29 protein-coding genes, 3 tRNA genes and 1 rRNA gene are annotated in these 26186 nt (G+C 42.9%); 3 read left to right on the plus strand and 30 right to left on the minus strand.

Features of this window, described 5'->3' with window-relative positions:
- The 20 genes from ERX29_RS06405 to ERX29_RS06500 form a co-directional block, all read right to left on the minus strand.
- Nucleotides 1-203 (minus strand): 16S ribosomal RNA (locus tag ERX29_RS06405); the annotation flags it as partial.
- A 173-nt stretch (nucleotides 204-376) separates the two neighbouring features.
- Nucleotides 377-450, minus strand: a tRNA-Gly gene (locus ERX29_RS06410).
- Between the two features lie 15 nt (nucleotides 451-465).
- A tRNA-Leu gene (locus tag ERX29_RS06415) sits at nucleotides 466-549 on the minus strand.
- Between the two features lie 112 nt (nucleotides 550-661).
- Nucleotides 662-733: transfer RNA gene (locus ERX29_RS06420), tRNA-Glu, on the minus strand.
- A gap of 73 nt (nucleotides 734-806) precedes the next feature.
- The gene (locus tag ERX29_RS06425) at nucleotides 807-1256 is read right to left on the minus strand and encodes a SprT family protein (protein ID WP_133443878.1); all 450 of its coding nucleotides are present in this window, start codon (nucleotides 1254-1256) and stop codon (nucleotides 807-809) included.
- The gene (locus ERX29_RS06430; RefSeq protein WP_133443879.1) at nucleotides 1253-3397 is read right to left on the minus strand and encodes a Tex family protein; all 2145 of its coding nucleotides are present in this window, start codon (nucleotides 3395-3397) and stop codon (nucleotides 1253-1255) included. The genes ERX29_RS06425 and ERX29_RS06430 overlap by 4 nt, the downstream gene beginning before the upstream one ends.
- 70 nt (nucleotides 3398-3467) lie before the next feature.
- Nucleotides 3468-4244 carry an RNA polymerase sigma factor SigB gene (gene sigB / locus ERX29_RS06435; RefSeq protein WP_133443880.1) on the minus strand — a complete coding sequence of 259 codons (777 nt, stop codon included), beginning with the start codon at nucleotides 4242-4244 and terminating at the stop codon, nucleotides 3468-3470.
- Nucleotides 4219-4692: an anti-sigma B factor RsbW gene (gene rsbW / locus ERX29_RS06440; RefSeq protein ID WP_133443881.1), complete on the minus strand. Its 474-nt coding sequence runs from the start codon at nucleotides 4690-4692 to the stop codon at nucleotides 4219-4221. Before rsbW ends, sigB begins: the two co-directional genes overlap by 26 nt.
- Nucleotides 4692-5018 (minus strand): anti-sigma factor antagonist, encoded by a 327-nt coding sequence (locus ERX29_RS06445; RefSeq protein ID WP_133443882.1) that lies wholly within the window; start codon nucleotides 5016-5018, stop codon nucleotides 4692-4694. Before ERX29_RS06445 ends, rsbW begins: the two co-directional genes overlap by 1 nt.
- A gap of 81 nt (nucleotides 5019-5099) precedes the next feature.
- Nucleotides 5100-6098, minus strand: a complete 999-nt coding sequence (locus ERX29_RS06450; protein ID WP_424960629.1) for a SpoIIE family protein phosphatase — start codon at nucleotides 6096-6098, stop codon at nucleotides 5100-5102.
- 79 nt (nucleotides 6099-6177) lie between these two features.
- Nucleotides 6178-6531, minus strand: a complete 354-nt coding sequence (locus ERX29_RS06455) for a type II toxin-antitoxin system PemK/MazF family toxin (protein WP_133443884.1) — start codon at nucleotides 6529-6531, stop codon at nucleotides 6178-6180.
- The gene (locus tag ERX29_RS06460) at nucleotides 6532-6675 is read right to left on the minus strand and encodes an antitoxin MazE (protein ID WP_133443885.1); all 144 of its coding nucleotides are present in this window, start codon (nucleotides 6673-6675) and stop codon (nucleotides 6532-6534) included.
- Nucleotides 6676-6740: 65 nt separating this feature from the next.
- Complete coding sequence (gene alr, locus ERX29_RS06465; protein WP_133443886.1) at nucleotides 6741-7889, minus strand: alanine racemase; 1149 nt, start codon at nucleotides 7887-7889, stop codon at nucleotides 6741-6743.
- A 58-nt stretch (nucleotides 7890-7947) separates the two neighbouring features.
- The gene (acpS, locus tag ERX29_RS06470; protein WP_243719997.1) at nucleotides 7948-8298 is read right to left on the minus strand and encodes a holo-ACP synthase; all 351 of its coding nucleotides are present in this window, start codon (nucleotides 8296-8298) and stop codon (nucleotides 7948-7950) included.
- On the minus strand, nucleotides 8289-8765 hold the full coding sequence (locus ERX29_RS06475; RefSeq protein WP_165981088.1) for a PH domain-containing protein: 477 nt from the start codon (nucleotides 8763-8765) through the stop codon (nucleotides 8289-8291). The genes acpS and ERX29_RS06475 overlap by 10 nt, the downstream gene beginning before the upstream one ends.
- Nucleotides 8752-10230 (minus strand): PH domain-containing protein, encoded by a 1479-nt coding sequence (locus tag ERX29_RS06480; RefSeq protein WP_133443888.1) that lies wholly within the window; start codon nucleotides 10228-10230, stop codon nucleotides 8752-8754. The genes ERX29_RS06475 and ERX29_RS06480 overlap by 14 nt, the downstream gene beginning before the upstream one ends.
- Nucleotides 10223-10699 (minus strand): PH domain-containing protein, encoded by a 477-nt coding sequence (locus ERX29_RS06485; protein WP_165981089.1) that lies wholly within the window; start codon nucleotides 10697-10699, stop codon nucleotides 10223-10225. The genes ERX29_RS06480 and ERX29_RS06485 overlap by 8 nt, the downstream gene beginning before the upstream one ends.
- 79 nt (nucleotides 10700-10778) lie before the next feature.
- A complete protein-coding gene (gene cshA, locus ERX29_RS06490) occupies nucleotides 10779-12287 on the minus strand; it encodes a degradosome RNA helicase CshA (protein ID WP_133443890.1) in 1509 nt (502 codons plus the stop codon).
- A gap of 192 nt (nucleotides 12288-12479) precedes the next feature.
- Nucleotides 12480-13823, minus strand: a complete 1344-nt coding sequence (locus ERX29_RS06495) for a UDP-N-acetylmuramoyl-tripeptide--D-alanyl-D-alanine ligase (RefSeq protein ID WP_133443891.1) — start codon at nucleotides 13821-13823, stop codon at nucleotides 12480-12482.
- A 5-nt stretch (nucleotides 13824-13828) separates the two neighbouring features.
- Complete coding sequence (locus ERX29_RS06500) at nucleotides 13829-14899, minus strand: D-alanine--D-alanine ligase (protein ID WP_133443892.1); 1071 nt, start codon at nucleotides 14897-14899, stop codon at nucleotides 13829-13831.
- 135 nt (nucleotides 14900-15034) lie between these two features.
- Here ERX29_RS06500 and ERX29_RS06505 point away from each other — a divergent pair, with 135 nt between their 5' ends.
- Nucleotides 15035-16201, plus strand: a complete 1167-nt coding sequence (locus ERX29_RS06505; protein ID WP_133443893.1) for an FtsW/RodA/SpoVE family cell cycle protein — start codon at nucleotides 15035-15037, stop codon at nucleotides 16199-16201.
- Nucleotides 16202-16267: 66 nt separating this feature from the next.
- Here the strand turns inward: ERX29_RS06505 and ERX29_RS11110 are convergent, their stop codons facing one another.
- On the minus strand, nucleotides 16268-16402 hold the full coding sequence (locus tag ERX29_RS11110; protein WP_279433912.1) for an Lmo0850 family protein: 135 nt from the start codon (nucleotides 16400-16402) through the stop codon (nucleotides 16268-16270).
- 195 nt (nucleotides 16403-16597) lie between these two features.
- Here ERX29_RS11110 and cls point away from each other — a divergent pair, with 195 nt between their 5' ends.
- Nucleotides 16598-18073: a cardiolipin synthase gene (gene cls, locus ERX29_RS06510; RefSeq protein ID WP_133443894.1), complete on the plus strand. Its 1476-nt coding sequence runs from the start codon at nucleotides 16598-16600 to the stop codon at nucleotides 18071-18073.
- On the opposite strand, the gene ERX29_RS11115 is transcribed toward cls, so the two are convergent.
- Nucleotides 18070-18192, minus strand: coding sequence for a hypothetical protein (locus ERX29_RS11115; RefSeq protein WP_279433913.1), 123 nt, complete (start codon nucleotides 18190-18192; stop codon nucleotides 18070-18072). The two genes, cls and ERX29_RS11115, sit on opposite strands and share 4 nt — an antisense overlap.
- 103 nt (nucleotides 18193-18295) lie before the next feature.
- Between ERX29_RS11115 and ERX29_RS06515 the strand changes: the two genes are divergently transcribed.
- The gene (locus tag ERX29_RS06515) at nucleotides 18296-18928 is read left to right on the plus strand and encodes an HD domain-containing protein (RefSeq protein WP_133443895.1); all 633 of its coding nucleotides are present in this window, start codon (nucleotides 18296-18298) and stop codon (nucleotides 18926-18928) included.
- Nucleotides 18929-19016: 88 nt separating this feature from the next.
- Here ERX29_RS06515 and ERX29_RS06520 read toward each other — a convergent pair whose 3' ends face one another.
- The 8 genes from ERX29_RS06520 to thiE all read right to left on the minus strand — a co-directional run bounded on the left by ERX29_RS06520 (nucleotide 19017) and on the right by thiE (nucleotide 26186).
- Nucleotides 19017-20234 carry an NRAMP family divalent metal transporter gene (locus tag ERX29_RS06520; protein ID WP_133443896.1) on the minus strand — a complete coding sequence of 406 codons (1218 nt, stop codon included), beginning with the start codon at nucleotides 20232-20234 and terminating at the stop codon, nucleotides 19017-19019.
- A 16-nt stretch (nucleotides 20235-20250) separates the two neighbouring features.
- Entirely contained in the window at nucleotides 20251-21003 is a 753-nt protein-coding gene (locus ERX29_RS06525) for a LamB/YcsF family protein (RefSeq protein WP_133443897.1), read from the minus strand.
- A complete protein-coding gene (gene accC / locus ERX29_RS06530; RefSeq protein WP_133443898.1) occupies nucleotides 21000-22355 on the minus strand; it encodes an acetyl-CoA carboxylase biotin carboxylase subunit in 1356 nt (451 codons plus the stop codon). Before accC ends, ERX29_RS06525 begins: the two co-directional genes overlap by 4 nt.
- Nucleotides 22356-22366: 11 nt before the next feature.
- The gene (locus tag ERX29_RS06535; RefSeq protein ID WP_133443899.1) at nucleotides 22367-22792 is read right to left on the minus strand and encodes an acetyl-CoA carboxylase biotin carboxyl carrier protein; all 426 of its coding nucleotides are present in this window, start codon (nucleotides 22790-22792) and stop codon (nucleotides 22367-22369) included.
- Nucleotides 22793-23746 carry a 5-oxoprolinase subunit C family protein gene (locus ERX29_RS06540; protein ID WP_133443900.1) on the minus strand — a complete coding sequence of 318 codons (954 nt, stop codon included), beginning with the start codon at nucleotides 23744-23746 and terminating at the stop codon, nucleotides 22793-22795.
- Nucleotides 23746-24447, minus strand: a complete 702-nt coding sequence (gene pxpB, locus ERX29_RS06545) for a 5-oxoprolinase subunit PxpB (RefSeq protein ID WP_133443901.1) — start codon at nucleotides 24445-24447, stop codon at nucleotides 23746-23748. Before pxpB ends, ERX29_RS06540 begins: the two co-directional genes overlap by 1 nt.
- Before the next feature lie 148 nt (nucleotides 24448-24595).
- Nucleotides 24596-25462, minus strand: coding sequence for a membrane protein insertase YidC (yidC, locus tag ERX29_RS06550; protein WP_133443902.1), 867 nt, complete (start codon nucleotides 25460-25462; stop codon nucleotides 24596-24598).
- Nucleotides 25463-25544: 82 nt separating this feature from the next.
- Nucleotides 25545-26186 carry a thiamine phosphate synthase gene (gene thiE, locus ERX29_RS06555; protein ID WP_133443903.1) on the minus strand — a complete coding sequence of 214 codons (642 nt, stop codon included), beginning with the start codon at nucleotides 26184-26186 and terminating at the stop codon, nucleotides 25545-25547.

The raw sequence follows: 26186 nt of genomic DNA on the forward strand, positions 1-26186 counted from the left end.
CCACCATGAGGTGGAACATATCATCCGGTATTAGCTCCGGTTTCCCGAAGTTATCCCAGTCTTACAGGTAGGTTACCCACGTGTTACTCACCCGTCCGCCGCTGACATCAAGGAGTGCAAGCACTCCCGTCTGTCCGCTCGACTTGCATGTATTAGGCACGCCGCCAGCGTTCATCCTGAGCCAGGATCAAACTCTCCATAATAGTTTGTCTGATAAAAGCTCGTTGATTGCTTATGGCAATCACTCGTTTGACTGTACAAAGCTGCAAAAGCAGCTTCGCAAGTCTGACTAGCAATCAGAGATTGCTGTCATGCTTTGGAATTAACGTTGACATATTGCGATTCAGTTTTCAATGTTCAAAATTCATAGTTTATATGGAGCGGGTGATCGGAATCGAACCGACAACATCAGCTTGGAAGGCTGAGGTTTTACCACTAAACTACACCCGCTTATTAAAATATTAGTGCGGCCGAGAGGACTTGAACCTCCACGGGATTAACTCCCACTAGGCCCTCAACCTAGCGCGTCTGCCATTCCGCCACGACCGCGCGTTAGTCGGCATTTACTTCGTTTGTCTGTTTTAGCGACAAGATTTATTATATTACGTATCCGTTGCGAAGTCAACACTTTTAATTAACTTTTTATGATTCTTTTTAAAAGTGACCCCTACGGGATTCGAACCCGTGTTACCGCCGTGAAAGGGCGGTGTCTTAACCGCTTGACCAAGGGGCCGTTATTCAACAACGAATATAATCATATGATGAATACGTTCTGAAGTCAACATAAAAAAGGCTGACACGTAAAATTATACTTTACGTGTCAGCTGTAACTTCCCGCGGCATTTCCCGCAGCCATATTTAAAAGTGTCTATTCTTCTTTGTCTTAAGTAAATCTTCCCGCAGTTTGCGCAGCAGTATTCATATTTAAAGTGGTTGTGTTCCGGCAGGATATCACAATATCTCGGTGCTCCAACTTTCCGGCTCAACTCTTTAAAATCCTTATCTCGATGTTTATATCCTATTCCTTCTATATGAAGATGATAATGACAGAGTTCATGCTTAATAATATTTACAAGCGCCTCAATGCCGTATACCTCATACTGTCTATAATTGAATTCCAGGTGATGTGACTTCAGAAGGTAACGACCACCTGTTGTTCTTAATCTTTTGTTAAACACAGCAGTATGACAGAAGGGCTTGTCAAAGAATTTAAGTGAGATCTGTTCGACTAACTGCTGCAGTTCTTCGTTTGTCACTTTGGTTCCTTCATCGTCAATGCGACTTTACCTTTGTTAAGATCTACATTATCTATCCAGACATCAACAATATCTCCGACGCTCACAATATCTGTCGGATGTTTTATAAATTTATTCGATAATTTGGAGATATGAACAAGACCATCCTGTTTGACACCGATGTCTACAAATGCTCCGAAATCAACAACATTCCGCACTGTTCCTGACAGTTTCATTCCTTTTCTCAAATCTTTAAGTGACAGCACATCTGATTTCAGCAGGGGGACATTGTATGATTCTCGTGGATCACGTCCTGGCGCAATTAATGCTGAGATAATATCTTCAAGTGTCGGCATGCCGATTGCCAGACGCGTGCAGACCGCTTCTTTGTCCAATTGATTCAATCGGTCCTTTAATGTGTCACTGCCCAGTTCATCGATGGATGCACCGATGTCTTTAAGCAGTCGATAAGCTGCTTCATAGCTTTCCGGGTGGATAGCTGTTCTATCGAGTGGTTCCGTCCCATCAAGAATACGCAGGAAACCAATGCTCTGCTCGAACGTCTTTTTGCCGAGGCGTGGAATCTTTGCAATTTCCTTATTGTGCTTAATCGGTCCTTCTTCTTCCCGGTATTTAATGATGTTCATTGCTACACTGCTCGACAGTCCGGAGACATATTGCAGCAAGGGAGCAGATGCTGTATTTACATCAACACCTACTTGATTGACGGCAGTTTCAACTACAAATGACAAAGAATCGTTCAGCGCTTTCTGATTGACATCATGCTGATACTGCCCGACACCGATGGATTTTGGATCGATTTTCACTAATTCACTGAGCGGGTCCTGTACGCGCCGACCGATTGACACTGCACTCCGCTCCTCAACTTTAAAGTCCGGAAATTCAAGGCGTGCAAGTTCACTTGCAGAATAAACTGATGCTCCCGCTTCGTTGACAATAATGAACGATACATCAAGTTGATGTTTTTTAATCATTTCAGCCGTAAACTGCTCTGTCTCGCGACTGGCAGTTCCGTTACCGATGGCGATCAGTTCAACATTAAACTGCCTGATCATATCGATAAAAATCTTCTCAGCATCCGTCTTTTTATTGACTGGCGGGTGAGGATACATGACAGATTTGGCAACAAATGTCCCGTACTCGTTGATGACCGCAAGTTTGCATCCTGTTCTGTATGCGGGATCGACACCCAGAATGACTTTTCCTTTAAGCGGTGCCTGCAGCAGCAGGTTCTTCAAGTTGACAGCAAAAATATCGATGGCCTGTGCTTCTGCCTTCGCTGTCAATTCGTTTCTTACTTCCCGTTCAATTGAAGGGAGGATCAATCGCTTCAGACTGTCCATAATCGCTGCCTCGAAAATTTCAATTGTATTTGTCCGACATTTAACAACTTGATTACGCAAGTAAAGCGCAAGTCTGTCCATATCGACATCAAATGACACTTTGAGCACACCTGCATCTTCTCCTCTGTTCAATGCAAGTATTCTATGCGGTACAATTGATCTGACCGGCTCTTCATAACTGTAGTACATCTCAAATATTCCTTTGTCGTCCTCGGCACCACGTTTTTTGACAGAAACGATGCGACCGTTATCCTGAACAAATTTTAAGATGTAACTTCTATATTTAGGCTCATCTGCAATCTGCTCGGCGATAATATCTTTCGCACCATTTATTGCATCGTCAACTGTCGCCACTTCTTCCGACAGAAACATCGTGGCTGTGGCATCGATGTCCATCTCTTTAAATTCAAGCAGTTCATCAGCAAGCGGTCCTAAGTTTCTGCGCTTCGCTTCTGTTGCCCGAGTCTTCTTCTTCTGTTTAAACGGACGATATAAATCCTCGACACGCTGAAGCTTCACCTGTTGCATAATATCTTTTTTCAGTTCTGCTGTCAGCAGTCCCTGCGATTCAATCGCACGTATGACTTCATCTTTTCTCTTCTGTAGAGCAGCCATGTAACTGTATCCAGTCTCGATGTCCTTAATCTCAACTTCATCAAGACCGCCTGTCACTTCTTTACGGTAGCGTGCAATAAATGGCACGGTATTCTTTTCTTCAAGCAGTTTAAGAACCGCCTTTACTTGCCCTTCCTTGAACGGAAGTTTGTCGATAATAAGTTTGATAATATGCTGTTCCATAAAAACCTCCTTAATTCATAATGAGTGTAACACAAAAAAGCATGCGCTGATTAGGCACATGCTGAAAAGTTTAATCGCTATTTTGTACCGCATCTCTTAATTTCTCGATTGCTGTACGCTGTAATCTTGATACGTGCATTTGACTCAAGCCTACTTTTTCTCCTGTTTCTTTCTGGCTCAGCCCTTCGATAAAAGTACACTGGATGATCTCACGTTCTCGCTCTGAAAGAATAGGAATAATCTTCTCAAGAATCATTCGTTTTTCAGTAAGCTCGTAACCATCTTCCTCTTTGCCCATCACGTCAAGAAGTGTCACAGTAGAACCGTCTTTATCTGCTTCTATAGAGTGGTCTACGCTAAGTGCATTATAGCTCTGACCCATCTCCATCGCTTCCAGCACTTCTTCGTCAGTGACTTCCAGAAATTCTGCAATTTCAGAGATTTTCGGTGAACGTCCCAACTTATTAGTCAGCTCATCTGTCGCCTTTTTGATTTTAGGACCAATTTCTTTAATACGCCGCGGTACATGCACACTCCATGTTTTATCACGTAAATACCGCTTAATTTCACCGATGACAGTCGGTACAAGAAACGCTTCAAACTTACGTTCGAACGAGACATCAAATCGGTTGATAGCTCCAAGCAATCCTACCATTCCTACTTGAACCAGGTCTTCGTGATGACTCTGACCTTTAGAATAGCGGTAAGCAAGAGATTCGACGAGTTTCTGATAGTGCTCGACCAATGTAGTCTGAGCCATTTCATCCTGCGTCTCCTGGTATAATTTGATCCATGCATTGATTTCTTCTGGTGTTACATCATTATAGCCTATTGAGTCTTTCGCCATCAGGTTGCACCTGCTCCCCTGCGATGTACTTCGTCATACTGATTGTTACACCTGCATCTTTTTTGATATTCACTTCATCCATTAAAGATTCTATCAGGAATAAGCCCAACCCACCTTCGCGGATAAAGTCTACATTTTCATCTTCTTCGTATGGACCAAGTTCTGCTTTAGCTTTCTCATAATCAAAGCTCTGACCAGAATCCGAAACAATAACTTCTACTTTATCTTCAAATATCACGTAACCGACCAGAACATCACCTTTCACTTTGTCCTGGTATGCATGTTTAACAGCATTAGTCACAGCTTCAGATACAGCAATTTTTGAGTCTTCGATGTCATCATATGATGCACCAATTCTATTTAAAATGCCGGATAAAGTCAGACGGACTAGTCCAACATATTCAGCAGATGCCGGGAAACGCATTTCAACATAGTCATAGTTTGACATTACTCAATCCCCGTCCCCTCATTAACGTGCATTAAATCTTTCAGGCCAGTAATATCAAATAGACGTTCAATACGGCTGTTTGCGCCCAGGACATAAAGTTCATGACCATGCTTATTCAACTCTTTTAATGTGCCTACAAATAACCCCAGACCAGTGGAATCCATATAACTAACATCTTCGATATTCAGGCGGATATCGTGAGTTCCTTTCTGGCGAAGAGGCTGTAATACTTCAAGCAGTTCTGGAGCCGTGTATACATCCAGTTCTCCTGCTACTTTAATATCATAGTAAGTTTCAAGTTCTGTTGTCTCAATATTCAAGTTCATCTGATACACTCCTAATTAACTATGGCAGTTTGGATAATCTATTTGTTATACCCTGCCGTTTTGGTTATAAACTTATAACAGTTATTGTATTTTCTTAATGATAAGTATCGTTAAATCGTCACGTTTCTTCGGATCCTGCTGTTTCAGCAGTTCCTCGTAGACCACCTGCACAATGTCCTGCGGATGCAGGTGTTTATACTCTCTAATAATTTCCAGCAGTTCCTCAGTACTGACAAACTCGCCATTGAGGCGGCGAATTTCAGAGAATCCATCTGTGAAGACGATGATCATATCACCGATCTCAAGCTGATGTTCTTCCTGGTCGTAACGGGTGGAAGGATTAATTCCGAGAACGATACCTCGGGCATTTAACTCCTGGAAAGAATCAGTGTTTTCTCTGTAGATATAGCCTGGTTCATGACCAGCAGAACTATAATAGAATTTACTGTTCACTTCTTCATAAAGTCCATAGAACATCGTCACAAACATATTCTGATTGACATTTTTCTCCACAACACGGTTCAGCCGCTTCAACCCATCGCTCGGCAGCTGTGAGTGACCATATGAATCCATGCCGAACTTAATCATACTCATCGCTAGAGCAGCGGGTATCCCTTTACCGATGACGTCAGCTACTGCAAAACTCATCGTACCGTCTCGATGATCGATCAAGTTGAAGTAATCACCATTTACCCGCTGTGCAGGCACACTGATGGCTCCAATTTCAATACTATTCAGCTTAGGAATAGATGTTTTCAGCATCATTGACTGCAGGCTGACCGCAACATCCATTTCTTTATCATGAGCTTCCATTTTGCGCACAAGCGCCTTATAGTCTCGATAAGAAAAGCCGAAACCAATGATCATTTCGAGCAGCACATCCATAGAATACTTGGCTTCTTCAGCAGTCAGTTCCTTCTCCAGCATTAAATCCTTGTGCAGCGACACAATCTCTTCCGGAGAAATGTCATTCTCTATAGCTTCAAAACTGAGTGCCTGAAGACCATCAAGATCTTCTTCCTTCTTAGATGCCACATACTTATCAAAAATGATATTGTATTTCTCTACGAGCGTATCTATAAGATTCATTTAATACCCTCCTCGTTCCAACGAAAAAGACTTTAGTCTCCTAAAGTCTCAGACATTCAATGTTACAATATTATTCTTGAGACTGTTCATCAAGACCAAGACTGATTTCTAGTGCCTGATCGACTTCATACATCTTTTCAGGAGATAACACAGTCAGCTTATCTATCAATCGGTTCTTATCGATAGTTCGGATCTGCTCAAGCAGAATTACTGAATCTTTATCCAGCTGATGATTAGTCCAGCCGATTTCGACATGTGTCGGAATTCGTGCTTTATTGATCTTTGCAGTGATTGCCGCTACGATTACTGTCGGACTGAATTTATTTCCTACATCATTCTGGATGATGACTACAGGTCTCTTACCACCTTGCTCGGAGCCCTTTACAGGCGATAAATCCGCTAAATAAACATCTCCGCGCTTCATTTATTCACCATCTTCGGATGTAAAGAAGCGGTCACTCTTCTCGCATGCTTCACATTCGAGTTCAAATTGCTCGTAGGAAATCATCAGGTTCAGTTCAGCCATTGATTGATATCCTTCAGCTAGTAATTGTTCAGACTTCTTCATGATCTTCCTCCATTCAAGCAATGAATTAAGATAATCATACCAAATGCATATAAGAAAAACTATATTTATTTAAGCAATTCGTTATAGACGCTCTGCTCTTCACCCGTATGGTAAATTCTCGGCAGCCTTCTGCTTAAATTGCAAAGCACTTCGTAACTAATGGACTGCTGCTGAAATGCAGCACGCTCCAGCGACTGCATCGACCGACTATTGTTGTGGATAAGAATCGCTTTGTCACCGATATGGACATCGTCCGGCACAGCAACCATCAGCTGGTCCATGCAAATGCGTCCGACAATTTCACAGTTAACACCATTAATATTGACAGCATATCCTTCCATGTTTCGCAATAAACCATCACCATATCCAATGGGCAGCGTAGCAATTCTCATATCTGCAGATGCTGTATAAACGGCTCCGTAACTAACACTAGCACCGGCTGATAGCTGTTTGACGAAATTGACTGTACTGATCAGCTGCATCGCAGGCTGCAGTTTTACTGGCGTGTGTTCTGCGATGAATATAGAAGGATAGTAACCATAGAGACCAATACCGAAACGGACTGCGGTACAGTCAGACATATCATAGCGCAGTGCAGCCGCTGAATTCTGACAGTGGATATACTCCGGCTTGTCCGATTCATTGACAATTTCCATGAAACGGCTGTATGCTTCCGCTGTTAAATCATTATCTTCGTCAGCAGAACTGAAATGTGTAAATACACCTTCAAAAACGAGGCGTTCATGCTGATTGATGATGTCAATCGTTTCCATGTACTCGGTCACATCATGAATACCGATTCTATTCATACCTGTATCTAGTTTTATATGCAGCCAGATTGGCTTATCGTTATCTTCTTTCATGTAAGATAAGGCGTTACGCAGCCAGGCACTGTCAGGTACCGTCAGAGCAACGCGATGTCGTACCGCTTTGTTGATATCTTTCGGTTCTATAATACCCATGATCAGAATTTTAGCTTTAATGCCATGCATCCTCAGCTCTATCGCCTCATCCAGTGTTGCCACTGCAAAAAACTCAGCACCATTATCTACTAGATGAGTCGCAACCTGCACAGCACCCATTCCATATGCGTTAGCCTTTACAACAGCCATCACCGTTTTATTAGGATGCAGACGTGAGACTGATTGATAGTTCTGGCTGATGGCGTCTAAATCAACATTGATATAACTGGGTCGGTAATATTTCGTCGTCATTTCTTCACCTCAGATTTAATTACATCGATTTTAACATAGATGATGATTCGTGAACCAGTTATTGTTCCAGTACGACGAAAGCCGTGGCTACGGTGTTTGAATGAGCGATGGTTACATGAACTTTGTAGTTACTGTCATGTATATAAGGTTTCCCCTTGTCGTCGTTAAGACAGCAGATTTCATTAAATCTGAACTTGCTGCCTATACCTGTACCATAGGCTTTTGAATAAGCTTCTTTAACTGCAAAGCGTCCGGCCGTGAAACTAATTCTGCGGTCATCATGTGACATAACTCTGAGCAGTTCTATTTCAGCAGGATGCAGAATGCGTTTAATAAACTTCTCACTCATCAATCCTGCGATACGCTCTATTTCAATGACATCTGTTCCGATACCTGCAATCATTGCCATCTTCTCCTCTCGAGCCTCTTAATGACCTCAGAAATCTCTTGTTTTATCTTTTCTGCTTCACCATCTTCGATAAGATGTATCGCCGCACCGCCACCCGCTGTAGTAATCTCGACTGTTTTCAGTCCAAATCGCTTCATAATCGGACCGACAGTCGTTTCAACATTTTGAATACGGGCAAAAGGAATCAGATGTCTCTTCTTAATATAAATACCCTCGAATATGATAAGTTCGTCACTATCTATCTTATACTGATAGGTTTTGTAACCAATAACCGGTTCAATAAGTACAAACCAGGTAAACTGCAGCACAAGCACTGCCAGCAGTACCCCGATCACCCAGTATGGAATCCAGTCAAAATAAAGCGTCTTGAGCAGCCATATACTTAAAGTAATCAATAGGATGATAGCAGTGAAAATACCAGCTGCAATCCGCCATACTTTAACCGCCGCAGGATCAATAGATTTCATACGCTTTATCCTCCTTATGCATAAACCAGGCATAAATACGCTCTGCATCTGAGATGTCAGTCATTTTCAACTCGCTTGAAGCATGGATAGAACCTGCTGAATTTTTCACTTCAACATTGGCGAGTCGCACTCTTTTCATAAAGAAGTTGTCTTGAATCTTAACAGCGATCATCTTGTCTTCTTTAATCATCGCGGTCCTGCTTGTCAACAGCCCGACACTGCGAATAGTAATCTGATCATCTGTTATTCTGTAGCCTGAGAACTTATAGCGCATCCAGGCAGACAGCCCGGTGATGCCAAGTAGTACAAGCCCGATGATCCATGCCTTATCAAATAAGTAATATTGGACGATACTGGTTAAGATAATAATTAATAGCCATGACACCTGAAAGTAACGCCGCAATGAACGTCTTGGAATGATCCGGTCGACATCGTCGTAATGATATTCTGGAACTAATTGTCTCATGACATCGATACCTTCCTGACGTTTAATGAACGGCAGAACTTCAACAGTCCCAAGCAATTCCTCAAGCTCTTCGGCATCGCTGGTAATAGTCGCCTTAAATGACGTAAAACCAATCAATTGTCTTAAAAACGATTTTTCCTCGGTCACTGCCTGAATCTGGTCTACTATAATTATCTTCTCTTTACGTTCGAATAATCCGTGCGTAATTTTCAAGCGCTCGCCGTCATACGTCAGCTGATAATGATGATATTTCAGAGCAGTGATTAAGATACCGATGATATAACTGAGAAGCAGCACAGCAACGACTGTACCGACCAGGAATATTATACTGTCAGCTACAAGTTTTTCAATCGGTGCTATTTTGCCACTCAAATCAAAAACTTCATCCAACTGCGTATAAAGTCCTGCTGTCACAGCAAGAACCGTTCCCATCGCGCCACTCGTTACACTCATCAGCAAAATATCCTTCGCCTTTAAGCTATAGACTTCATTGAACTGCTCAGCATTATTTTCAATTGTGTCATCTTCACTACTATCTTCATTCAGCAGCAGCTTTTTACGTGTTTCAAGATAGTGCGTTAGTTCTTGTGCAGATGACTCAGCAATACTATCAAGTTTAACGCCTTCTCCAGGTGTCTTAACGTCCAGTACTACTCCGCCGATGATCTGATTGACGACATTTTTTGTCACCTCAATCGACTGAATGCGTGAAATATAGAGTTCTTTTACCGTTGTCGTAAAGACACCGCTTTTCATGATCAGCTTATCATCCTCAATCCAGTAAGTCGTCTTCAGAGCATCAACGACAGCCGTAATAATTGAGATTACAGTAAACAGCAACAGCACACCTGGAACAATTAACTCGCCCCAGTTTGAGAAATCAATTCCATCTTTAAACGCCAGGAATAACGCAATACCTATCGTAAATAAATTATCTTTGATTGCTTTAAATATTTGAGAGAGATAAGTAACCGGATGAAGTTTCTGTGGTTCAGACATAATGAGTCACCTCTTTCACGCGTTCAATGATGAGTCTTGCCAGCCGTTCCGCTTCTTCAGCAGTAACATAGGGAAGTGCGATCTCATCCCCGCTCGATTTCACTGTAACTTTTGCAAGACCTAGTTTTGACGCAATAGGACCCTGACTGATTATGACATCTTGAATTCGGTCAATCGGTGTGACTGTCCGCTTATGGTTGTACAGTCCCCGCATCGTCTCTATCATGACCGGATGAATATAGAAGGCAGTATGCCGGTAGCGGATTTCAGGCGCAAACAACATAAAGAGGGCGCTTATAACCGGCAGTATGTAAAACAGTAGCAGCCATTCTGACCAGTTGAAACGGATAATGAAATAATGAAGCAGCAGGACGGGTATATAACATAAGAGCGTATAACATAAATAGTGGTAACGTTTAAGCTCGATGACACGTTCAGGTTCTTTAAGCATCTGTTGAATTGACAGCATCTCACCCCTCCTCATCCTAAATTATAACAAAAATAAAAAAGTTAAACTCCTCTATAAGGAATTTAACTTTTTTGTCGTACTATTTTTTATGGTCCGCAAATGTACGGCCTTTGAATGTTTTAGGTTTTGATGCACCGGCGCCACGGTCATAAGATTTACGACGACCGTCTTTGCTGTCGCGACGTTTCCCGCCTTGACCCGGTTTGAAATTGCGGCTGCCGCCTGAATTGCCGCCACGTCGGCCATATGATGATTTTCCACCTTTACGGCCAAGTGGTTTTTCAAATGTCAATTGAACATCGACTTCACTATTTGACTGGATCAGTTCCTGCAGTAACGCAGTGACCAATTTCACGTCACCATATTCTTCAAGCAAGCTCGCAGCAATTGATTCTACACGCTCTTCAGAAGGTTTAGCTACCCATTCAGCAACTTTCTTCTTCACTTCGCTTTCACGTGCTTTCATCACTTCACCTGGAGTCGGTGGACGAAGAGCTTTCATCGTACGGTTTTTCTCTTTTTCGATCTGACGGATATAATCCATTTCAATCGGGTTGACGAATGAAATCGCCATACCATGTTTACCGGCACGGCCAGTACGACCGATACGGTGAGTATAACTTTCTACATCCTGAGGGATGTCAAAGTTATAGACGTGAGACACGCCTGAAATATCAAGTCCACGCGCAGCAACGTCTGTTGCTACTAGAATATCAATGGCATCATTCTTGAACTTTTTAAGTACTTCAAGACGCTTAGCCTGAGTGATATCACCGTGAAGTCCTTCTGCACGGTAGCCTTTAGAAATTAACGCGCTTGTCAGTTCGTCAACACGGCGTTTCGTACGGCCGAAGACGATAGCAAGTTCCGGGCTGTGAACATCAAGGAAACTTGTGAAAGTATCGAACTTCTCAAGTTCTTTGACGATTGTGTAATATTCATCAATATCAGGATTAGAATCGACATTTGTCATTGTTTTAACAACAATCGGGTCTTTCATGAACTTCTGAACAAGTTCCTGAATGGCTTTTGGCATCGTCGCTGAGAATAACAATGTCTGACGGTTTTCTTTCGGTAATTTATCCATGATGAAACGCATATCATCGATGAAACCCATGTTCATCATTTCGTCTGCTTCATCAAGAATCAATGTATTAATCTGATCTGTTTTTAATGTGCGACGGTTTAAATGGTCGATGACACGCCCTGGTGTACCGACAACAATTTGAGGTTTTTTCTTCAGTTCTCTAATCTGGCGGTCAATCGGCATACCACCGAAGACAGTCGTAACTTGGACCCCTTGTCCACGACCAAATGCTTTCAATTGATCAGCGACCTGAACCGCCAGTTCACGAGTCGGCGCAAGAATCAAACTTTGGATGCCTTCATTATTTTTGACTTTCTCAATTAACGGAATACCGAACGCTCCCGTTTTACCAGTACCTGTCTGTGCTTGTCCAAGCACGTCTCTACCCGCCATTGTGTGAGGAATACTATCCATCTGGATAGGCGTAGGATCAGTAAATCCTAGTTTTTCCAGCGCATTGATTGTAGGTTCGCTGATACCTAATTCTCTAAATTTTTGCAAAATTATTTTCTCCTTTATATTCGCTTGTTACTAAACATTTGTGTGATTTTTCACTATGCTCCCGCGTTAACTTCTCTATACTACCATCTGAGAACGGTAATAGCAAATAACGCAGTTGCCATTCCATGGGTTTAAACAGTGAAAAAAGCTGCTCTAATGATGAACAGCTTTACTTCGTATACGCTTTCAAAATTATTGCAAAATATTTTCTATGACTGTTTCAAGAGCTATTCCACGGCTTGCTTTAAACAACACGACTGTGTCTTTATTCAGTTGCGGTTTAAGAAATTCAGCCACTGCTTCCTTTTCTTCAAAATGATGGGCATCAGTAAAAACTGCTGCTTCGTCGCGGATATACTTAGCGGCATTTCCAGTCGTCAGCACCGTCATCTTCTTCCCAGCAAAGTATTTTCCGACTTCGCGGTGATAGTGCTCTTCGTCATTTCCCAACTCCAGAACGTCGCCTAAAACGATATATTTCTCCCCGGACATACTCTCTACTGTATCAATCGCTGCTTTCATACTGGTCGGACTCGCATTATAAGCATCGTTGATTAGCAGACTACCGTTCGGTCCGTCAACCTGCTCCATTCGCATCCCTGTCATTTCAAGCTGTTGAAGATGATGATTAATCACCTCATCAGTCAGACCAAAATAACGACCAATCAATATCGCAATCGCCGCGTTACGCGCATTATGAATGCCGAGCATCGGCACAGTGAATACTGTACTGCCGGGAGTCACTGTAAAATGTATCTGACCGTCTGTTGTCTCGATATGAGTCACTCGGTGCTGATTATCCTCATTTAGGCCGAGCGCTGCTTTATTTCCATCGAACGCTTCGGCCAGCGGTTTCAGCAATGATTCATCGCCATCATAGATGAAGAGATCTTTAAGTCCCTCTGTTATTTCAAACTTCGCTTTTGCGATACCTTCTTTTGAACCAAGATCCCGCATATGGCTCTCGCCGATGTTCGTGATAACTGCAATATCAGGTTCTGCAAGCTTCGACAAAAAAGCGATCTCGCCGAAGCCGGACATCCCCATTTCCAATATAGAAATTTCTGTATCTTCATCCAATTGGCAGATGGTCAGCGGCAGACCGATTTCGTTATTATAGTTGCCGATTGTTTTTTTGACTTTGAACTTTGGAGATAGCACGGCGCTGACCATATCTTTTGCTGTCGTCTTACCATTCGATCCTGTGATACCAATGACTTTCGGTTTCACCTCTTTAAGGTAGGATTTACTCAAATGCTGCAGTGCCGTCAGACAGTCATCGACGATAATGAGCGGGATGTCGGCAGGAGCATCTGGAACATCATTCTGCCAGAAACTTGCTGCGGCGCCGTCACTTATCGCCTGCTTCACAAAACGATGGCCATCTGTATGTTCTCCTTTAAATGGAATGAACAATACACTGTTCTCTATCTTTCTCGAATCAATAGCAACACCTGCGACTTCGACAGCACCATAATTCTCGTTAAGCGTCCCGCCAGCCATCTGTGCAATTTCATGTAATGTGCGTTTTATCATATCGTTCAGTCCATTTTATATTTTATTTTTTTCTTGTCAGCATAGCGTTCTTTCGCCAATTCAATAAGCCGGGTAATGAGTTCGCTGTAAGACATATCCATGTTTTTCCAGAGGAGCGGATACATGCTGAATTTTGTAAATCCAGGCATCGCATTTGTCTCATTGATGTAGATTGTGTGGTCTTCCGTCACGAAGAAGTCTGCACGGACGAGCCCTGAACAGTCTGTCGCCTTAAAGGCTTCCACCGCCATATTTCTTAAAGTTTCAGCGACGTCTTCAGGAAGGTCCGCAGGAATCTGCAGCTTGACGTTACCATCTTTATACTTCGCTTTATAGTCATAAAAGCTGACATCTTTCACGACTTCACCAGGCAGAGTCGTCTCAGGATAATCATTGCCGAGAACAGCGACTTCAATTTCGCGTGCTTCGACGCCTTGTTCCACAACTAATTTCCGGTCGAACTGCAGTGCTTCTTCGATCCCTTTGATCAATTCTTCTTTGTTAGTGCATCTGGAAATACCGACGGAAGATCCTAGATTCGCTGGTTTGACGAATACGGGATATTCAAGCTTTGTATTTACGAGTTCAATAATATTGCTGCGATATTTTTCAAATTCACTGCGCAGGAAGCTGACATATGGCAGCTGAGGCAGTCCGCGGTTTGCAAATAACTGCTTCATCACAAGTTTATCCATGGAGCTTGAGGCTGAAAGAACGCCGTTTCCTACATAAGGCAGGTCCAGCACTTCAAATAATCCTTGTATCGTGCCATCTTCTCCGTTCGGGCCATGAAGGAGCGGAAATATAGTGTCATATGTGCCGCCGTTCGTCGACTGACGCAATAAATGAGTGATGGGCGTCTCATCGCGTTTAGCAAGACGCAGCACTTCAGCATCTTCAATCGGCTCTGTAATCGGCTGGCCCTTAATCCATTCACCGTCGTTAGTAATATAAATAATGTCGATATTGTATATATCTTTATCCATCGCATTGATCACGGACTGCGCTGTTAATATAGAAACATCATGCTCGGCACTTTTACCGCCATAAACAATACAAATATTTTCTTTAGACATAATCTTCCTCCAACATGTTAATATAGTAATATTATCACGATAAAACCTGCGTTGCATTATTTTATCATAAGAGCCATTCAAACTTCAGGTTGCATAAGTTATAATATAACCATTATCTACAGTAAGGAGCTATCTATGGTCTCATCACGTAAACGTAACTGGCTCGAAAAAATTGACTGGTGGCTGTTAATTCTGCTCATGCTGTTTTGCGCTGTCAGTATCACGGTCATTATGTCAGCGATGGCTGGTCAGCAGTATCAGACAAATTTCGCAGAACGACAAGGACTCTATTATATTCTTGGATTCATCATCGCCTTGACTTTAATGTTCATCGCACCAGGCATATTACGCAAATTCGTCTGGCCCATTTATTTTATCGGCAATCTGGCTTTGTTCGGTCTATACATTCTACCTGAGTCATCATTTACACCTATTATTAATGGTGCAAAGAGCTGGTACAGAATCGGTCCTATCAGTCTGCAGCCGTCTGAGTTCATGAAGATTATTCTCATGCTTGCTCTTGCGAACATCATTTACAGACACAACCGCTTTACATTCAGCAAATCGATACAGTCGGATGTGCTGCTGCTTATTAAAATATTTGTCACAGCACTGCTTCCAATGGGACTTATTCTGCTGCAGAATGACTTAGGGACGACACTTGTACTACTCGCGATCATTCTCGGATCGGTAATCGTATCTGGCGTCAGCTGGCGTATTCTCGCACCCTTTCTTGTCGGAATGGCTGCGATTGGAGCGACATTGATTCTCGGTATTATCTTCCGCCCAGCTTGGATAGAAAAATTACTTGGCATCCAGACCTACCAGCTTGGCCGTATCAATTCCTGGCTGGATCCGGGGTCATACAGTGAAGGTGATGGTTTTCACTTGATGGAATCATTGAAAGCCATCGGTTCCGGCGGATTATTCGGTAAGGGATTCAAGCACGGAGAAGTATATATCCCTGAAAACCATACTGATTTTATTTTCTCTGTCATTGGTGAGGAATTCGGATTTATCGGGGCAATCGTTGTACTTGTCCTGTTCCTTGCGTTATTCACACATCTTATCAGACTAGCTCAGCACGCTGATCATCCGTTCAGTTCGATTTTCCTTGTCGGTTTCCTCAGCATGCTGGTGTTTCATGTCTTTCAGAATGTCGGTATGACTATTCAGCTTGTACCTATCACCGGTATTCCGCTGCCGTTCATCAGCTACGGCGGCAGCGCATTATGGGCAGCAATGAGCGGTATCGGCATTGCACTCAGTATCTTCTATCACAATCCAGTGGCGAAACGCTGACAATGATAAAGACCGATGAACTGTTCAGTTCATCGGTCTTTATCATTTGTTATATTTCATACATCGTTATTTCAGTTTAGCAGGTGCAACATGGGGTAAAGTACGCATAACTTCTAGTCTCGACTTAGTTTTAGAAATATTGACTCCGAGTGCGGATAAGAGATTAACAACGTTCTTCATTTTGTCCTGTGTGTTCGGCATAACAATCTCTCCTGTCTCTTTAATAATTATATTCTACCCAATTTATTAATGATTATCCATAGGACTAAAGAACTATTTGTGTAAATTTTTTGAAAATATTTATTGATGATATTAATTGTCAGCAATGGATGGTCTTTCCCACATTCAAACAGATTGTACTGTATAATGGCACTAACAAAAAAGGAGGAAGTGAATATGTTTGATTTTCTATCAAGGGAGTTCCCTCAGATACTTTCCACTTTATTCTTCATCGCATTTATCTTCAATATATTCCTGGCTTTCATCCTGATTTTTCTCGAAAGACGCGCAGCAAGCTCGACGTGGGCCTGGTTGCTTGTTCTCTTCTTCCTGCCGATACTTGGATTTATACTGTATTTATTATTCGGGCGTCAAATACAGCGGCAGACGTTGTTCAAACTGGATGAAGAAGATAAAGTCGGTCTCGAGACTATCATCAATGAGCAGTTGAACGCGCTCGATAAAAATCTATTGGATGAACCTTCTGCTGAAATTGAGAAACATAAGGATATGATCCGTATGATGCTCATCAATCAGCCGGCATTTTTGACGACAGATAACAAAGTTGAAGTGTTCACTGATGGACGTAAGAAGTTTGACCGTCTCATCGCTGACATACTCGCTGCTGAGGATCATGTACATATTCAGTACTATGTATTCAAAAGAGATGGCATCGGCAAGGAAATCATCGACGCCCTCGAACGCAAACTTGAAGAAGGCATTGAAGTCAAGATGCTCTATGATGATATGGGATCAAGAACATTGACACTATCAAAATTTAAAGAGTTCAAAAAGCTTGGCGGGCGGGTCGAAGCATTCTTCCCCTCTGTCCTTCCTTTAATCAACTTCCGGCTGAACAACCGTAACCACAGAAAAATTGTTGTCATTGACGGACGAATTGGTTATGTCGGTGGTTTTAACGTCGGTGATGAGTATCTTGGTCTGAACAAGCGATTTGGTTACTGGCGCGATACACATCTCCGCATTGAAGGTGACGCGGTCAATGCACTGCAGCTAAGATTCATGCTCGACTGGAATTCTCAGTCCAACCGTAATCATATGGCATACGAACCGCAATACTTCCCGGATGTCAGAAGTGGCGGCAAAGTCGGTGTCCAGATTGCATCGAGCGGACCAGATGATAGATGGCAGCAGATTAAATACGGCTATTTGAAGATGATTGGCGATGCTAAAAAATCAATCTACATACAGACACCTTATTTTATACCTGACGCTTCGTTTCTCGATTCGCTGAAAGTCGCTGCACTATCTGGTGTTGACGTCAATGTCATGATCCCGAACAAACCGGATCATCCATTCGTCTACTGGGCGACTTATTCAAATGTAGGAGAACTGTTAAAGACAGGTGCGAAAGTATTCATCTACGAAAATGGATTTCTTCATGCAAAGACAGTAGTGATAGATGATGAAGTAGCAAGTGTAGGGACAGCCAACATGGATGTCAGAAGCTTTGACTTGAACTTTGAAGTCAATGCATTTATTTATGACGATGAACTCGCAGTAAGCGTCAGAAAGACATTCGAGGAAGATGTAAAAGTATCAAGTGAGCTGACTGAAGAAATTTACAGCCAGCGCACATTGTGGATCAAAATCAAGGAAGCATTTGCCCGTCTCATTTCTCCGATTCTTTAAATGTGGAAGAACATGAAATCACAGGCAATGTTCAGAAAGAACAAGGTATGCACGGCAAGAAATCCGAATGCTGCAAGTTTCTGCTGATGCGACAATTGGTAAGTATAAGCTGTTTCCATGTGAACCACTCCTAATTGTTAGAATATTCAGATACTTATTGTATTCATATTATATTCCGTTAAACCAATAAAGTAAACTATTTTCGAAGGGAAATTTATATTTATGGAACGCATCATCCAGGCGACAGAAATGTACGTAAAAAATATTCACTCTCAAGATTCATCCGGACATGATTTCAGCCATATTGAACGCGTAAGAGCTATGGCGATCACTATCGCAAAAGAAGAACAGGCAGACTTGTTTATTGTTGAAATGGCTGCCCTCCTCCATGATACAGTCGATGAGAAACTCGTCGACACGGCATCAGCGTGGCAGAACCTTGAGAACTTCTTTGATTCTGTTCAGTTAGGCGCAGAACAGAGAGAAACTGTTAAGCACATATTGAAATATATTAGTTTCAAAGGCGGTGCGAACAAAGGTAAACTAAAGTCGCTTGAAGGTAGAGTCGTGCAGGATGCAGACAGACTTGATGCACTCGGTGCCATCGGGATTGCACGGACATTTATGTACGCAGGAGCATTCGGTGATGTCATGTATGACCCTGACATCGAGCCAAGAAATCTTGCTGAAACGAACTACCGTGACAAATCTACTGCCATCAATCATTTCGATGAGAAACTCTTTAAGCTTGAGGACTTGATGAATACTAAAACAGGCAGACGTCTCGCAGAAGAGCGCACACAATATATGAAAGAATTTGTCGCCCGCTTCAAGCATGAATGGCATGGAAAATAACTTTTAATCGATGTACGCATAAAAATATGGCCTTCAGACTCTTTCTGAAGGCCATGTTTTATACTATTCATTAAAACTTGCTAACTTCTTATGAATTCCACAGTTGTCCTAATCCCTGCAGTGACATGTAACCTGCAAAGATAGTGACAATGACTGCCAGTATCCCGAAGCCCAGCATCCATTTGGGATGTTTGTAATCACCGACGATGGATTTTTTCTGTGAAGCAATTAAGATCGCCGACAATGTAATCGGCAGAATCAATCCGTTAAATGCGCCTGCTAAAATCAGCAGTTTAACAGGTTTTCCGATAGATACAAACACTAATGTTGAAAATACAATGAAAATAATAATGACAATATTATTGTACTTCTCAAAAAACGGATGAAAACTTCTCAAGAATGAAGCACTCGTATAAGCGGCACCGATCACTGATGTTAGTGCTGCTGCAAGCAATACAAGTCCGAAGATTTTAGGTCCGATATCTCCTAATGCGAACTGGAATGCTGATGCGAGTGGATTGTCCGGATTTAACTTGACGCCCGTCGCTACAACACCCAGCACTGCAAGGAATAAGAACAGACGCATAAATCCAGTCGTCAAAATTCCCATATTCGCGGCACGTGTGACAAACGGCAAGTTCTCTTTACCTGTCATTCCATCTTCAATCAGACGGTGAGCGCCGGCAAAAGTAATATAACCCCCTACTGTTCCGCCGACAATTGTAATGATCGGTAATACGAGTGCTGCTGCATCTTTAGGTGCAAACATACGGTAGGCAGCTTCACCATATGGCGGATTGACTTTAATCATGACGACCGCTACAGTTATGAGCATCAGTGCACCAAGAATCTGAGTGATGACGTCCATGACTTTCGCGCCTTTTTTCGAACTGAAAATTAGAATCGCGGCAAGACCAGTAATGACTGCACCAATTTTAACATCGAGTCCGAACATAGCGTTCAAGCCAAGTCCTGCACCGGCAACGTTACCGATATTGAAAGCAAGACCACCGAGGACGATCAATACGGCGATCACTGTACCTAGTCCTTTGAATACTTCATTGGCAACATCCTGACCCCGCTTACCTGTAACGGTCAGGATACGCCATATATTCAGCTGTGCACCGATATCAATAATAATGCTGACTAAAATCGCGAACGCAAAACTTGATAGAAACTGCTCTGTAAATACAGTTGTCTGAGTCAGAAAAGCAGGCCCAATCGCTGATGTCGCCATCAGGAAGATAGCACCGAACAAGAGACGTTTCTGTCCGCCGGTCATTTTTACTTTTGTTGGATATTCCATTGTAAATCCTCCCTTATTATATCGTTTCCAGTGAAATGCCCTGCTGCTGCAGTTCATGTCTGATTGATTTTACAAAATCCAGCGCTTCCTTACCATCCCCGTGGACACATATAGAATCCGCCTGAATCGGAATAAGTGTGCCGTCTTTTGTCTTTAACTGCTGATCGACGAGCATACGCAAAATATTTTCAACAGCTATTTTCGGGTCATGGATCAGCGCATCCGAATCACGGCGCGAAACAAGTGTACCGTCTTGTTCATAATTGCGGTCTGCAAACACTTCGTGAATCCCGGTCATACCTTTCGCTTTTGCTGCGGCGACTAAGTGACCGCCGGCAATTCCCATGACTTTAAGTGCCGGATTGACACGATAGATACCACTCACAATAGCATCTGCCAGTTCTCTGTCATTAAACGTCGCATTGTAGAGAGCACCATGCGGTTTCACATGGTTAATCCTGACATCATGACGGTCGCAGAACGCCTGCAGCGCACCAATCTGATACGTCACCAGCAGTTCGACTTCACGAGGAGACATGTCCAGCTTGCGGCGGCCGAATCCCATTAAATCCGGGTACCCCGGATGCGCACCGATACCTGTTCCATGTTCCTTGCATAATTTCACTGTCTCTTCCATCACCATAAAATCGCCGGAATGCATACCGCAGGCGATATTTGCTGATGTAATGAGCGGAATGATTTCTGAGTCACTGCCTATTGTGTAGTTACCAAAACTCTCTCCTAAATCGGCATTTAAATCGATTTTCATCGTATCTCCTCCAGCAGCTGATTTTTTTCGAGGAACTTAATGTCTACAAGATTTGAAATATAGTTTGGATGCTGAATGATTCTGAACTGGTAATCTAAATTCGTCTTAAATCCAGAGATCACCGTCTCAGCAAGGACTGCCTGCATTCTTCTGATGGCGCGTTCACGTGTGCTGTCGTAAGTAATGATCTTTGCAATCATCGAGTCATAGTAAGGTGACACGGTACAGTTCTCATAAAGAAATGTATCGTGTCTGACACCTGGACCGCCCGCAAGATGAAGCGCGTCCAGTTTGCCGGGACTTGGTCTGAACTGATGAGCCGGGTCTTCAGCATTGATACGACACTCAAGAGCGAAACCTTGAATTTTAATCTCTTCCTGCTTGAGCTTGAAGTTATCAAACAGTGCGATATCAAGCTGCGCTTCAACAATATCTATTCCGGTGACAAGTTCTGTCACTGTATGCTCCACTTGAATACGTGTATTCATCTCAAGGAAGTAATAGTCGCCTGTCTCTTCAACGAACAGGAATTCAAGCGTCCCTGCCCCTTTATAATGAATATCTCTGGCAGCAGCGACAGCACTGCCAGTCATTTGATCTCTGACACTTTGCGGCACAATGACGGCTGGTGCTTCTTCAATCAGCTTCTGGTTATTACGCTGAATCGAACAATCGCGGTCATAAAGGTGGACTGCTTCTCCTTTGCCATCACCGATCACCTGCACTTCAATATGACGGGCAGTCTTGATGAATTTCTCTATGTATACTCTGTCATCACCAAATGCTTTAGCCGCTTCATTACGTGCAGAGCGATACAGTGCCGCCACGTCATCCAGATCACTGACAATACGCATTCCCTTACCGCCACCACCGGCTACTGCTTTAATGACAAGCGGCACTCCGATTGATTCAGCCATGGCCACTGCATCTTCTACTGTCGGAATGACATCTTTCGATCCTGGAATAACAGGCACTCCTGCTGCAATCATTGTTTTACGTGCTTCTGCTTTATCTCCCATCTTAGTAATGGTGTCAGGCGTTGGACCGATAAAGATGATATCGTGCTGTTGACACAATGATGCAAATGCTGCGTTCTCTGCTAAAAATCCGTATCCGGGATGTATCGCATCTGCGCCGGTGATTTCAGCGGCTGCTATTATCTGGTTCATATTCAGATAACTCTTGGCTGCCTGTGACGGTCCGATACATACCGATTCGTCAGCAAGTGAGACGTGGAGCGCTTCCTTGTCAGTCGTTGAATAGACCGCAACTGTTTTTATACCAAGCTTTCTACACGTACGAATAATACGGACTGCAATCTCTCCTCTGTTGGCAATCAATATTTTCTTCATAACGGACTCCTTTACTTGTTCTCACGAATTCTGACAAGCGGTGCATCGTAGTCAACCGCTGTACCGTTTTCCACAAACAACTCTTCAATGACACCAGACACTTCAGCCTGAATATCATTCATTACTTTCATCGCTTCAATGATACCGATTCGGTCTCCTTTTTGTACGGTATCTCCTTGTTTAACAAGCGGTTCAGTACTATCTTCACTGTCAGTTGCATAAAACGTCCCGACAAGCTGTGATTTCTGAATGTGACCTGTCTCAGTCTCAGTGTCCGACATCTGTTGTGCTTGAACTGGTGACGGTATTAGTGCTGGCTCTAACTTACCTGCTGCTTTTTCAATATGATATTCAGTGCCGACATCTTTGATTGAAAGGACTTGAAGCTGGTTATCGTTCATAAGTTTGATCAATGTTTCCAAGTTTGATGTATTCATTTATCGTTTCACCCTTTTTATTAATTGTTGGACACTTGTACTGACGGTTCTTTCACTGAACGCCTGCATGCTTACTTTCTCAAGGCGCTCAAGCATCTTTTTCTTCTCTTCTACCGCTTCTTCAAGCGTCCCTGGGACGAGCTTAAGTTCTGCTCCCGCTTTTAACTGCACAAGTTTCGGGAGATCCACGAAGTACACTGTGCCGAGCTTGGCATAGCCGCCAACTGTCTGGCGGTCGTTGAGCAGAATAATCGGCAGCCCTTCTGAGGTCACTTGCACTGAGCCAAGCTGGACCGGCTCTGAGATGATGTCATATGAGGATGCCTTGATAACATCTCCTTCAAGCCTTATACCCATCCGGTCAGAAACTGTAGATACAATATAAATGTCCGGCAGCAGCTCAAACCGCTCGTACTGCCTGCCAGGAATAAATCTGATGACATTGTCACATGCGTGCTGCTTCATCACTTTTTTTACAGGCATGACAGCCGGAGCTTTAAAATGCAGTACATCACCTGATTTGAGTGGGCGCCCGTCGATTCCGCCGATGCCTACTTTTGTCTGAGTCGACACACTGCCGTTGACTGTCGGAATGTCAAATCCGCCTTTGACGGACAGGTAAGTTCTCATACCATCGATCGCCCCTTTAAACGACAGCACATCATTCGTCCGGGCATTATAGATGGTGTTGTTTGTAATTTCTTCATTATTTAACTGTGCCTGCATATCAGCACCGGTCACTACAAAGGCTGCAGCTGTTGTAAACTGAAATACACCGCCCTGCATCGTCATCTCAAGACTCATCGGCTCAACATTTTCAAGCAGCTGATTACCCATCATCAGACTGTCGTAGTCCATCGCTCCACCTGGACTCAAGCCGATATGCTGCAGACCGAAGCGTCCGACGTCCTGGACGGTAGTCAGCAATCCAGGTTTGATCACTTTGATGCTCATTACTCCGCCTCCCGTACTTCCAGCTGATATGCCGCGTCTTCTTCAATCGCCAGAAATTCTTGTTCAGTAATTGCCTTGAACTGTATATAGTCGCCTGCTTCATAGTAAACTTCAGGCTGCCGGTCAGCCTCAAACAGCTTTACAGGAGTTCTGCCAATAATATTCCAGCCGCCGGGAGATTCGAGCGGATACATTCCGGTCTGCTCACCGGCAATACCGACAGATCCTGCTGGTATACGTTTTCTCGGCTGCTTTCTTCTCGGCATTGCAATTGATTTGTCCAGACCGCCGAGGAAGGGAAAGCCTGGCATGAAACCAAGCATATATACTAAATACGGTCTGCCTGTATGGCGCTTCACTACTTCTTCTTCAGATAAATGTGTCTGCATCGCCAGCTCTTCCAGGTCTAATGCATAGTCTTTGTCGTAGCACACTGGAACGACGAATATACGGCGTTTCTGTGCTGTTGACGACTGCACTGACAGACGAGTGAGCTTGTCCTTCAATTCAGCATGCGTTGTCTTGTAATCATCGAAATAAATCGTCACTGTATTATAAGAGACGACTACTTCGTTCACTTCAGGTAAATCAAGTTCTTCAAGAGCTTGTTTCAGCCGAATGACCTGACTATTGACAGTTTCGCTGATCACATCATCAAAGATACATGAAATAGTATTTTCATTAGTAAAAATGATTTCCATCACTGTAACCCCTTTCATCACCTTTATAATATTAACATAATAATCAGATAATTAAACCAAAAATTTTTATAATTTAAAACGGTAAAGCAGATGGGTAAAAAAATACCGAATGCCATAAAAGGACATCCGGTATTTAAACTTATTTCAATTATTTTCTTTTCTTTTTCTTCGGCGCAACTGTCGTATTTTTTACAGCCTGTGCCTGTGCTTTTGCCTGATTCTGTTCATGAGCTTCCACAAGCGGTTTCATTTCTTCATGAACTTTATTTTTATAGAACTTGTTGCCGAGCCATGTCTGGAAGACAAGGAATAATCCGCCGACAGCCCAGTAGAGTGGTAATGCTGCTGGTGAGATAAATGACATCCACACGATCATAATCGGTGAAATGAACATCATCATACGCATCTGTGCTTTCTGCTCATCAGGGATATTCTGCATTGATACATAAGCCTGAAGTGCATAGACAAGACCTGCAATGACAGTCATGGCGATGTCAGTCTTAGTCAGATCAAACCATAAGAAGTGCGGATATTCAGTAATACCACCAGTTGATGGATATTTCAGCACATAGAATAGTCCTGTAACGATCGGCAGCTGAATTAATAACGGCAGACAACCCATATTGAGTGGATTGATGTTATTTTCTTTATAGAGCGCCATCATTTCCTGGTTCGCTGCCATTTTTTCTTCCTGCGTACGTGCACGTTTTACTTTTTCCTGAATGGCCTTCATCTGAGGTTGAATCAAGTTCATTTTCTCTTTCATGACACTTTGATTCTTATAAGTTCTCATCATGAATGGGAACAATGCAAGACGTACGATCAACGTAATAGCGATGATTGCAAGTCCGTAGTTATGTCCCATGCTGGCACCTAACCAGTGAATCAGATGGTCAAGTGGTAATACGAATGTATCATAAAAAAAGCCGTTTCGGTTTGATTCCTTCGAGTAGTCACACCCCGCAAGAAAAATCATAATACCGAACAATAATGGCAATAGTGCCTTTTTCTTCATTTCTTCACCTCATAGTATTCTTTCACATAGAGGTTATTTTACCATATTTCAATAATCTATAACACTATTCCTTCTACGTTTATCAGTTTTTCTGGTAATAATTCAAGTACGCCTTCACATCTTGTTCAATATTTCGGCTGCGGGCAATCGATGAAATCGTAGAAACGCCGTCTGCACCTGCTTTTAATATCGGTTCGCAGTTCTTGTTCGTAATACCACCAATCGCGACTATCGGTATCTCTTCGTCGTACAATCTCATCTTACGGATCAGTTCAATACCGCCCGGCTTTTTCGCATCGCTCTTTGAACTGGTTTCATACACAGGTCCGACGCCGATATAGTCGACATAAGTAAGATCAGAGAAATCATATTCCTGGAAGTTGCTCACTGACAACCCAATGATTTTATTCGGAAAATAATTGATGATTTCCTTAATATCCTGATCATCCTGTCCAAGATGTACACCGTCCGCATCAATCTGCACCGCAAGCTCCCAGTCATCATTAATGATGAACGGCACCTGGTAATACATACACAGTTCTTTCAGCTTAAGTGCTAATTCTTTTTTAGCTTCCCCGGTCAATGCACCATTACCTTTTTCTCTGAACTGAAACATTGTAATCCCTGCATCAAGGGCTGACTTCAGCACTTGTTCCAGATTTCCTTCTGGAACGTCGGTCGTCCCGCAAATAAAATAAAGTTGAAGCATCCGTCGATCAAACAT

Source organism: Macrococcus lamae, from assembly GCF_004359545.1.
Classification (GTDB): domain Bacteria; phylum Bacillota; class Bacilli; order Staphylococcales; family Staphylococcaceae; genus Macrococcus; species Macrococcus lamae.

What these genes read in the sequence shown, in the direction of transcription:
- ERX29_RS06535 (WP_133443899.1), bottom strand. Translation starts at nt 22,792, where the DNA reads ATGAATACATCAAACTTGGAAACATTGATCAAACTTATGAACGATAAC.
- alr (WP_133443886.1), bottom strand. Translation starts at nt 7,889, where the DNA reads ATGACGACGAAATATTACCGACCCAGTTATATCAATGTTGATTTAGAC.
- ERX29_RS06505 (WP_133443893.1), top strand. Translation starts at nt 15,035, where the DNA reads ATGGTCTCATCACGTAAACGTAACTGGCTCGAAAAAATTGACTGGTGG.
- ERX29_RS06515 (WP_133443895.1), top strand. Translation starts at nt 18,296, where the DNA reads ATGGAACGCATCATCCAGGCGACAGAAATGTACGTAAAAAATATTCAC.
- rsbW (WP_133443881.1), bottom strand. Translation starts at nt 4,692, where the DNA reads ATGTCAAACTATGACTATGTTGAAATGCGTTTCCCGGCATCTGCTGAA.
- ERX29_RS06495 (WP_133443891.1), bottom strand. Translation starts at nt 13,823, where the DNA reads ATGATAAAACGCACATTACATGAAATTGCACAGATGGCTGGCGGGACG.
- ERX29_RS11110 (WP_279433912.1), bottom strand. Translation starts at nt 16,402, where the DNA reads ATGCCGAACACACAGGACAAAATGAAGAACGTTGTTAATCTCTTATCC.
- yidC (WP_133443902.1), bottom strand. Translation starts at nt 25,462, where the DNA reads ATGAAGAAAAAGGCACTATTGCCATTATTGTTCGGTATTATGATTTTT.
- sigB (WP_133443880.1), bottom strand. Translation starts at nt 4,244, where the DNA reads ATGGCGAAAGACTCAATAGGCTATAATGATGTAACACCAGAAGAAATC.
- ERX29_RS06520 (WP_133443896.1), bottom strand. Translation starts at nt 20,234, where the DNA reads ATGGAATATCCAACAAAAGTAAAAATGACCGGCGGACAGAAACGTCTC.
- thiE (WP_133443903.1), bottom strand. Translation starts at nt 26,186, where the DNA reads ATGTTTGATCGACGGATGCTTCAACTTTATTTTATTTGCGGGACGACC.
- accC (WP_133443898.1), bottom strand. Translation starts at nt 22,355, where the DNA reads ATGAAGAAAATATTGATTGCCAACAGAGGAGAGATTGCAGTCCGTATT.
- ERX29_RS06430 (WP_133443879.1), bottom strand. Translation starts at nt 3,397, where the DNA reads ATGGAACAGCATATTATCAAACTTATTATCGACAAACTTCCGTTCAAG.
- ERX29_RS06500 (WP_133443892.1), bottom strand. Translation starts at nt 14,899, where the DNA reads ATGTCTAAAGAAAATATTTGTATTGTTTATGGCGGTAAAAGTGCCGAG.
- ERX29_RS06485 (WP_165981089.1), bottom strand. Translation starts at nt 10,699, where the DNA reads ATGCTGTCAATTCAACAGATGCTTAAAGAACCTGAACGTGTCATCGAG.
- ERX29_RS06540 (WP_133443900.1), bottom strand. Translation starts at nt 23,746, where the DNA reads ATGAGCATCAAAGTGATCAAACCTGGATTGCTGACTACCGTCCAGGAC.
- ERX29_RS06480 (WP_133443888.1), bottom strand. Translation starts at nt 10,230, where the DNA reads ATGTCTGAACCACAGAAACTTCATCCGGTTACTTATCTCTCTCAAATA.
- ERX29_RS06525 (WP_133443897.1), bottom strand. Translation starts at nt 21,003, where the DNA reads ATGAAAATCGATTTAAATGCCGATTTAGGAGAGAGTTTTGGTAACTAC.
- acpS (WP_243719997.1), bottom strand. Translation starts at nt 8,298, where the DNA reads ATGGCAATGATTGCAGGTATCGGAACAGATGTCATTGAAATAGAGCGT.
- pxpB (WP_133443901.1), bottom strand. Translation starts at nt 24,447, where the DNA reads ATGGAAATCATTTTTACTAATGAAAATACTATTTCATGTATCTTTGAT.
- ERX29_RS06475 (WP_165981088.1), bottom strand. Translation starts at nt 8,765, where the DNA reads ATGAAATCTATTGATCCTGCGGCGGTTAAAGTATGGCGGATTGCAGCT.
- ERX29_RS06445 (WP_133443882.1), bottom strand. Translation starts at nt 5,018, where the DNA reads ATGAACTTGAATATTGAGACAACAGAACTTGAAACTTACTATGATATT.
- ERX29_RS06460 (WP_133443885.1), bottom strand. Translation starts at nt 6,675, where the DNA reads ATGAAGAAGTCTGAACAATTACTAGCTGAAGGATATCAATCAATGGCT.
- cls (WP_133443894.1), top strand. Translation starts at nt 16,598, where the DNA reads ATGTTTGATTTTCTATCAAGGGAGTTCCCTCAGATACTTTCCACTTTA.
- ERX29_RS06455 (WP_133443884.1), bottom strand. Translation starts at nt 6,531, where the DNA reads ATGAAGCGCGGAGATGTTTATTTAGCGGATTTATCGCCTGTAAAGGGC.
- ERX29_RS11115 (WP_279433913.1), bottom strand. Translation starts at nt 18,192, where the DNA reads ATGGAAACAGCTTATACTTACCAATTGTCGCATCAGCAGAAACTTGCA.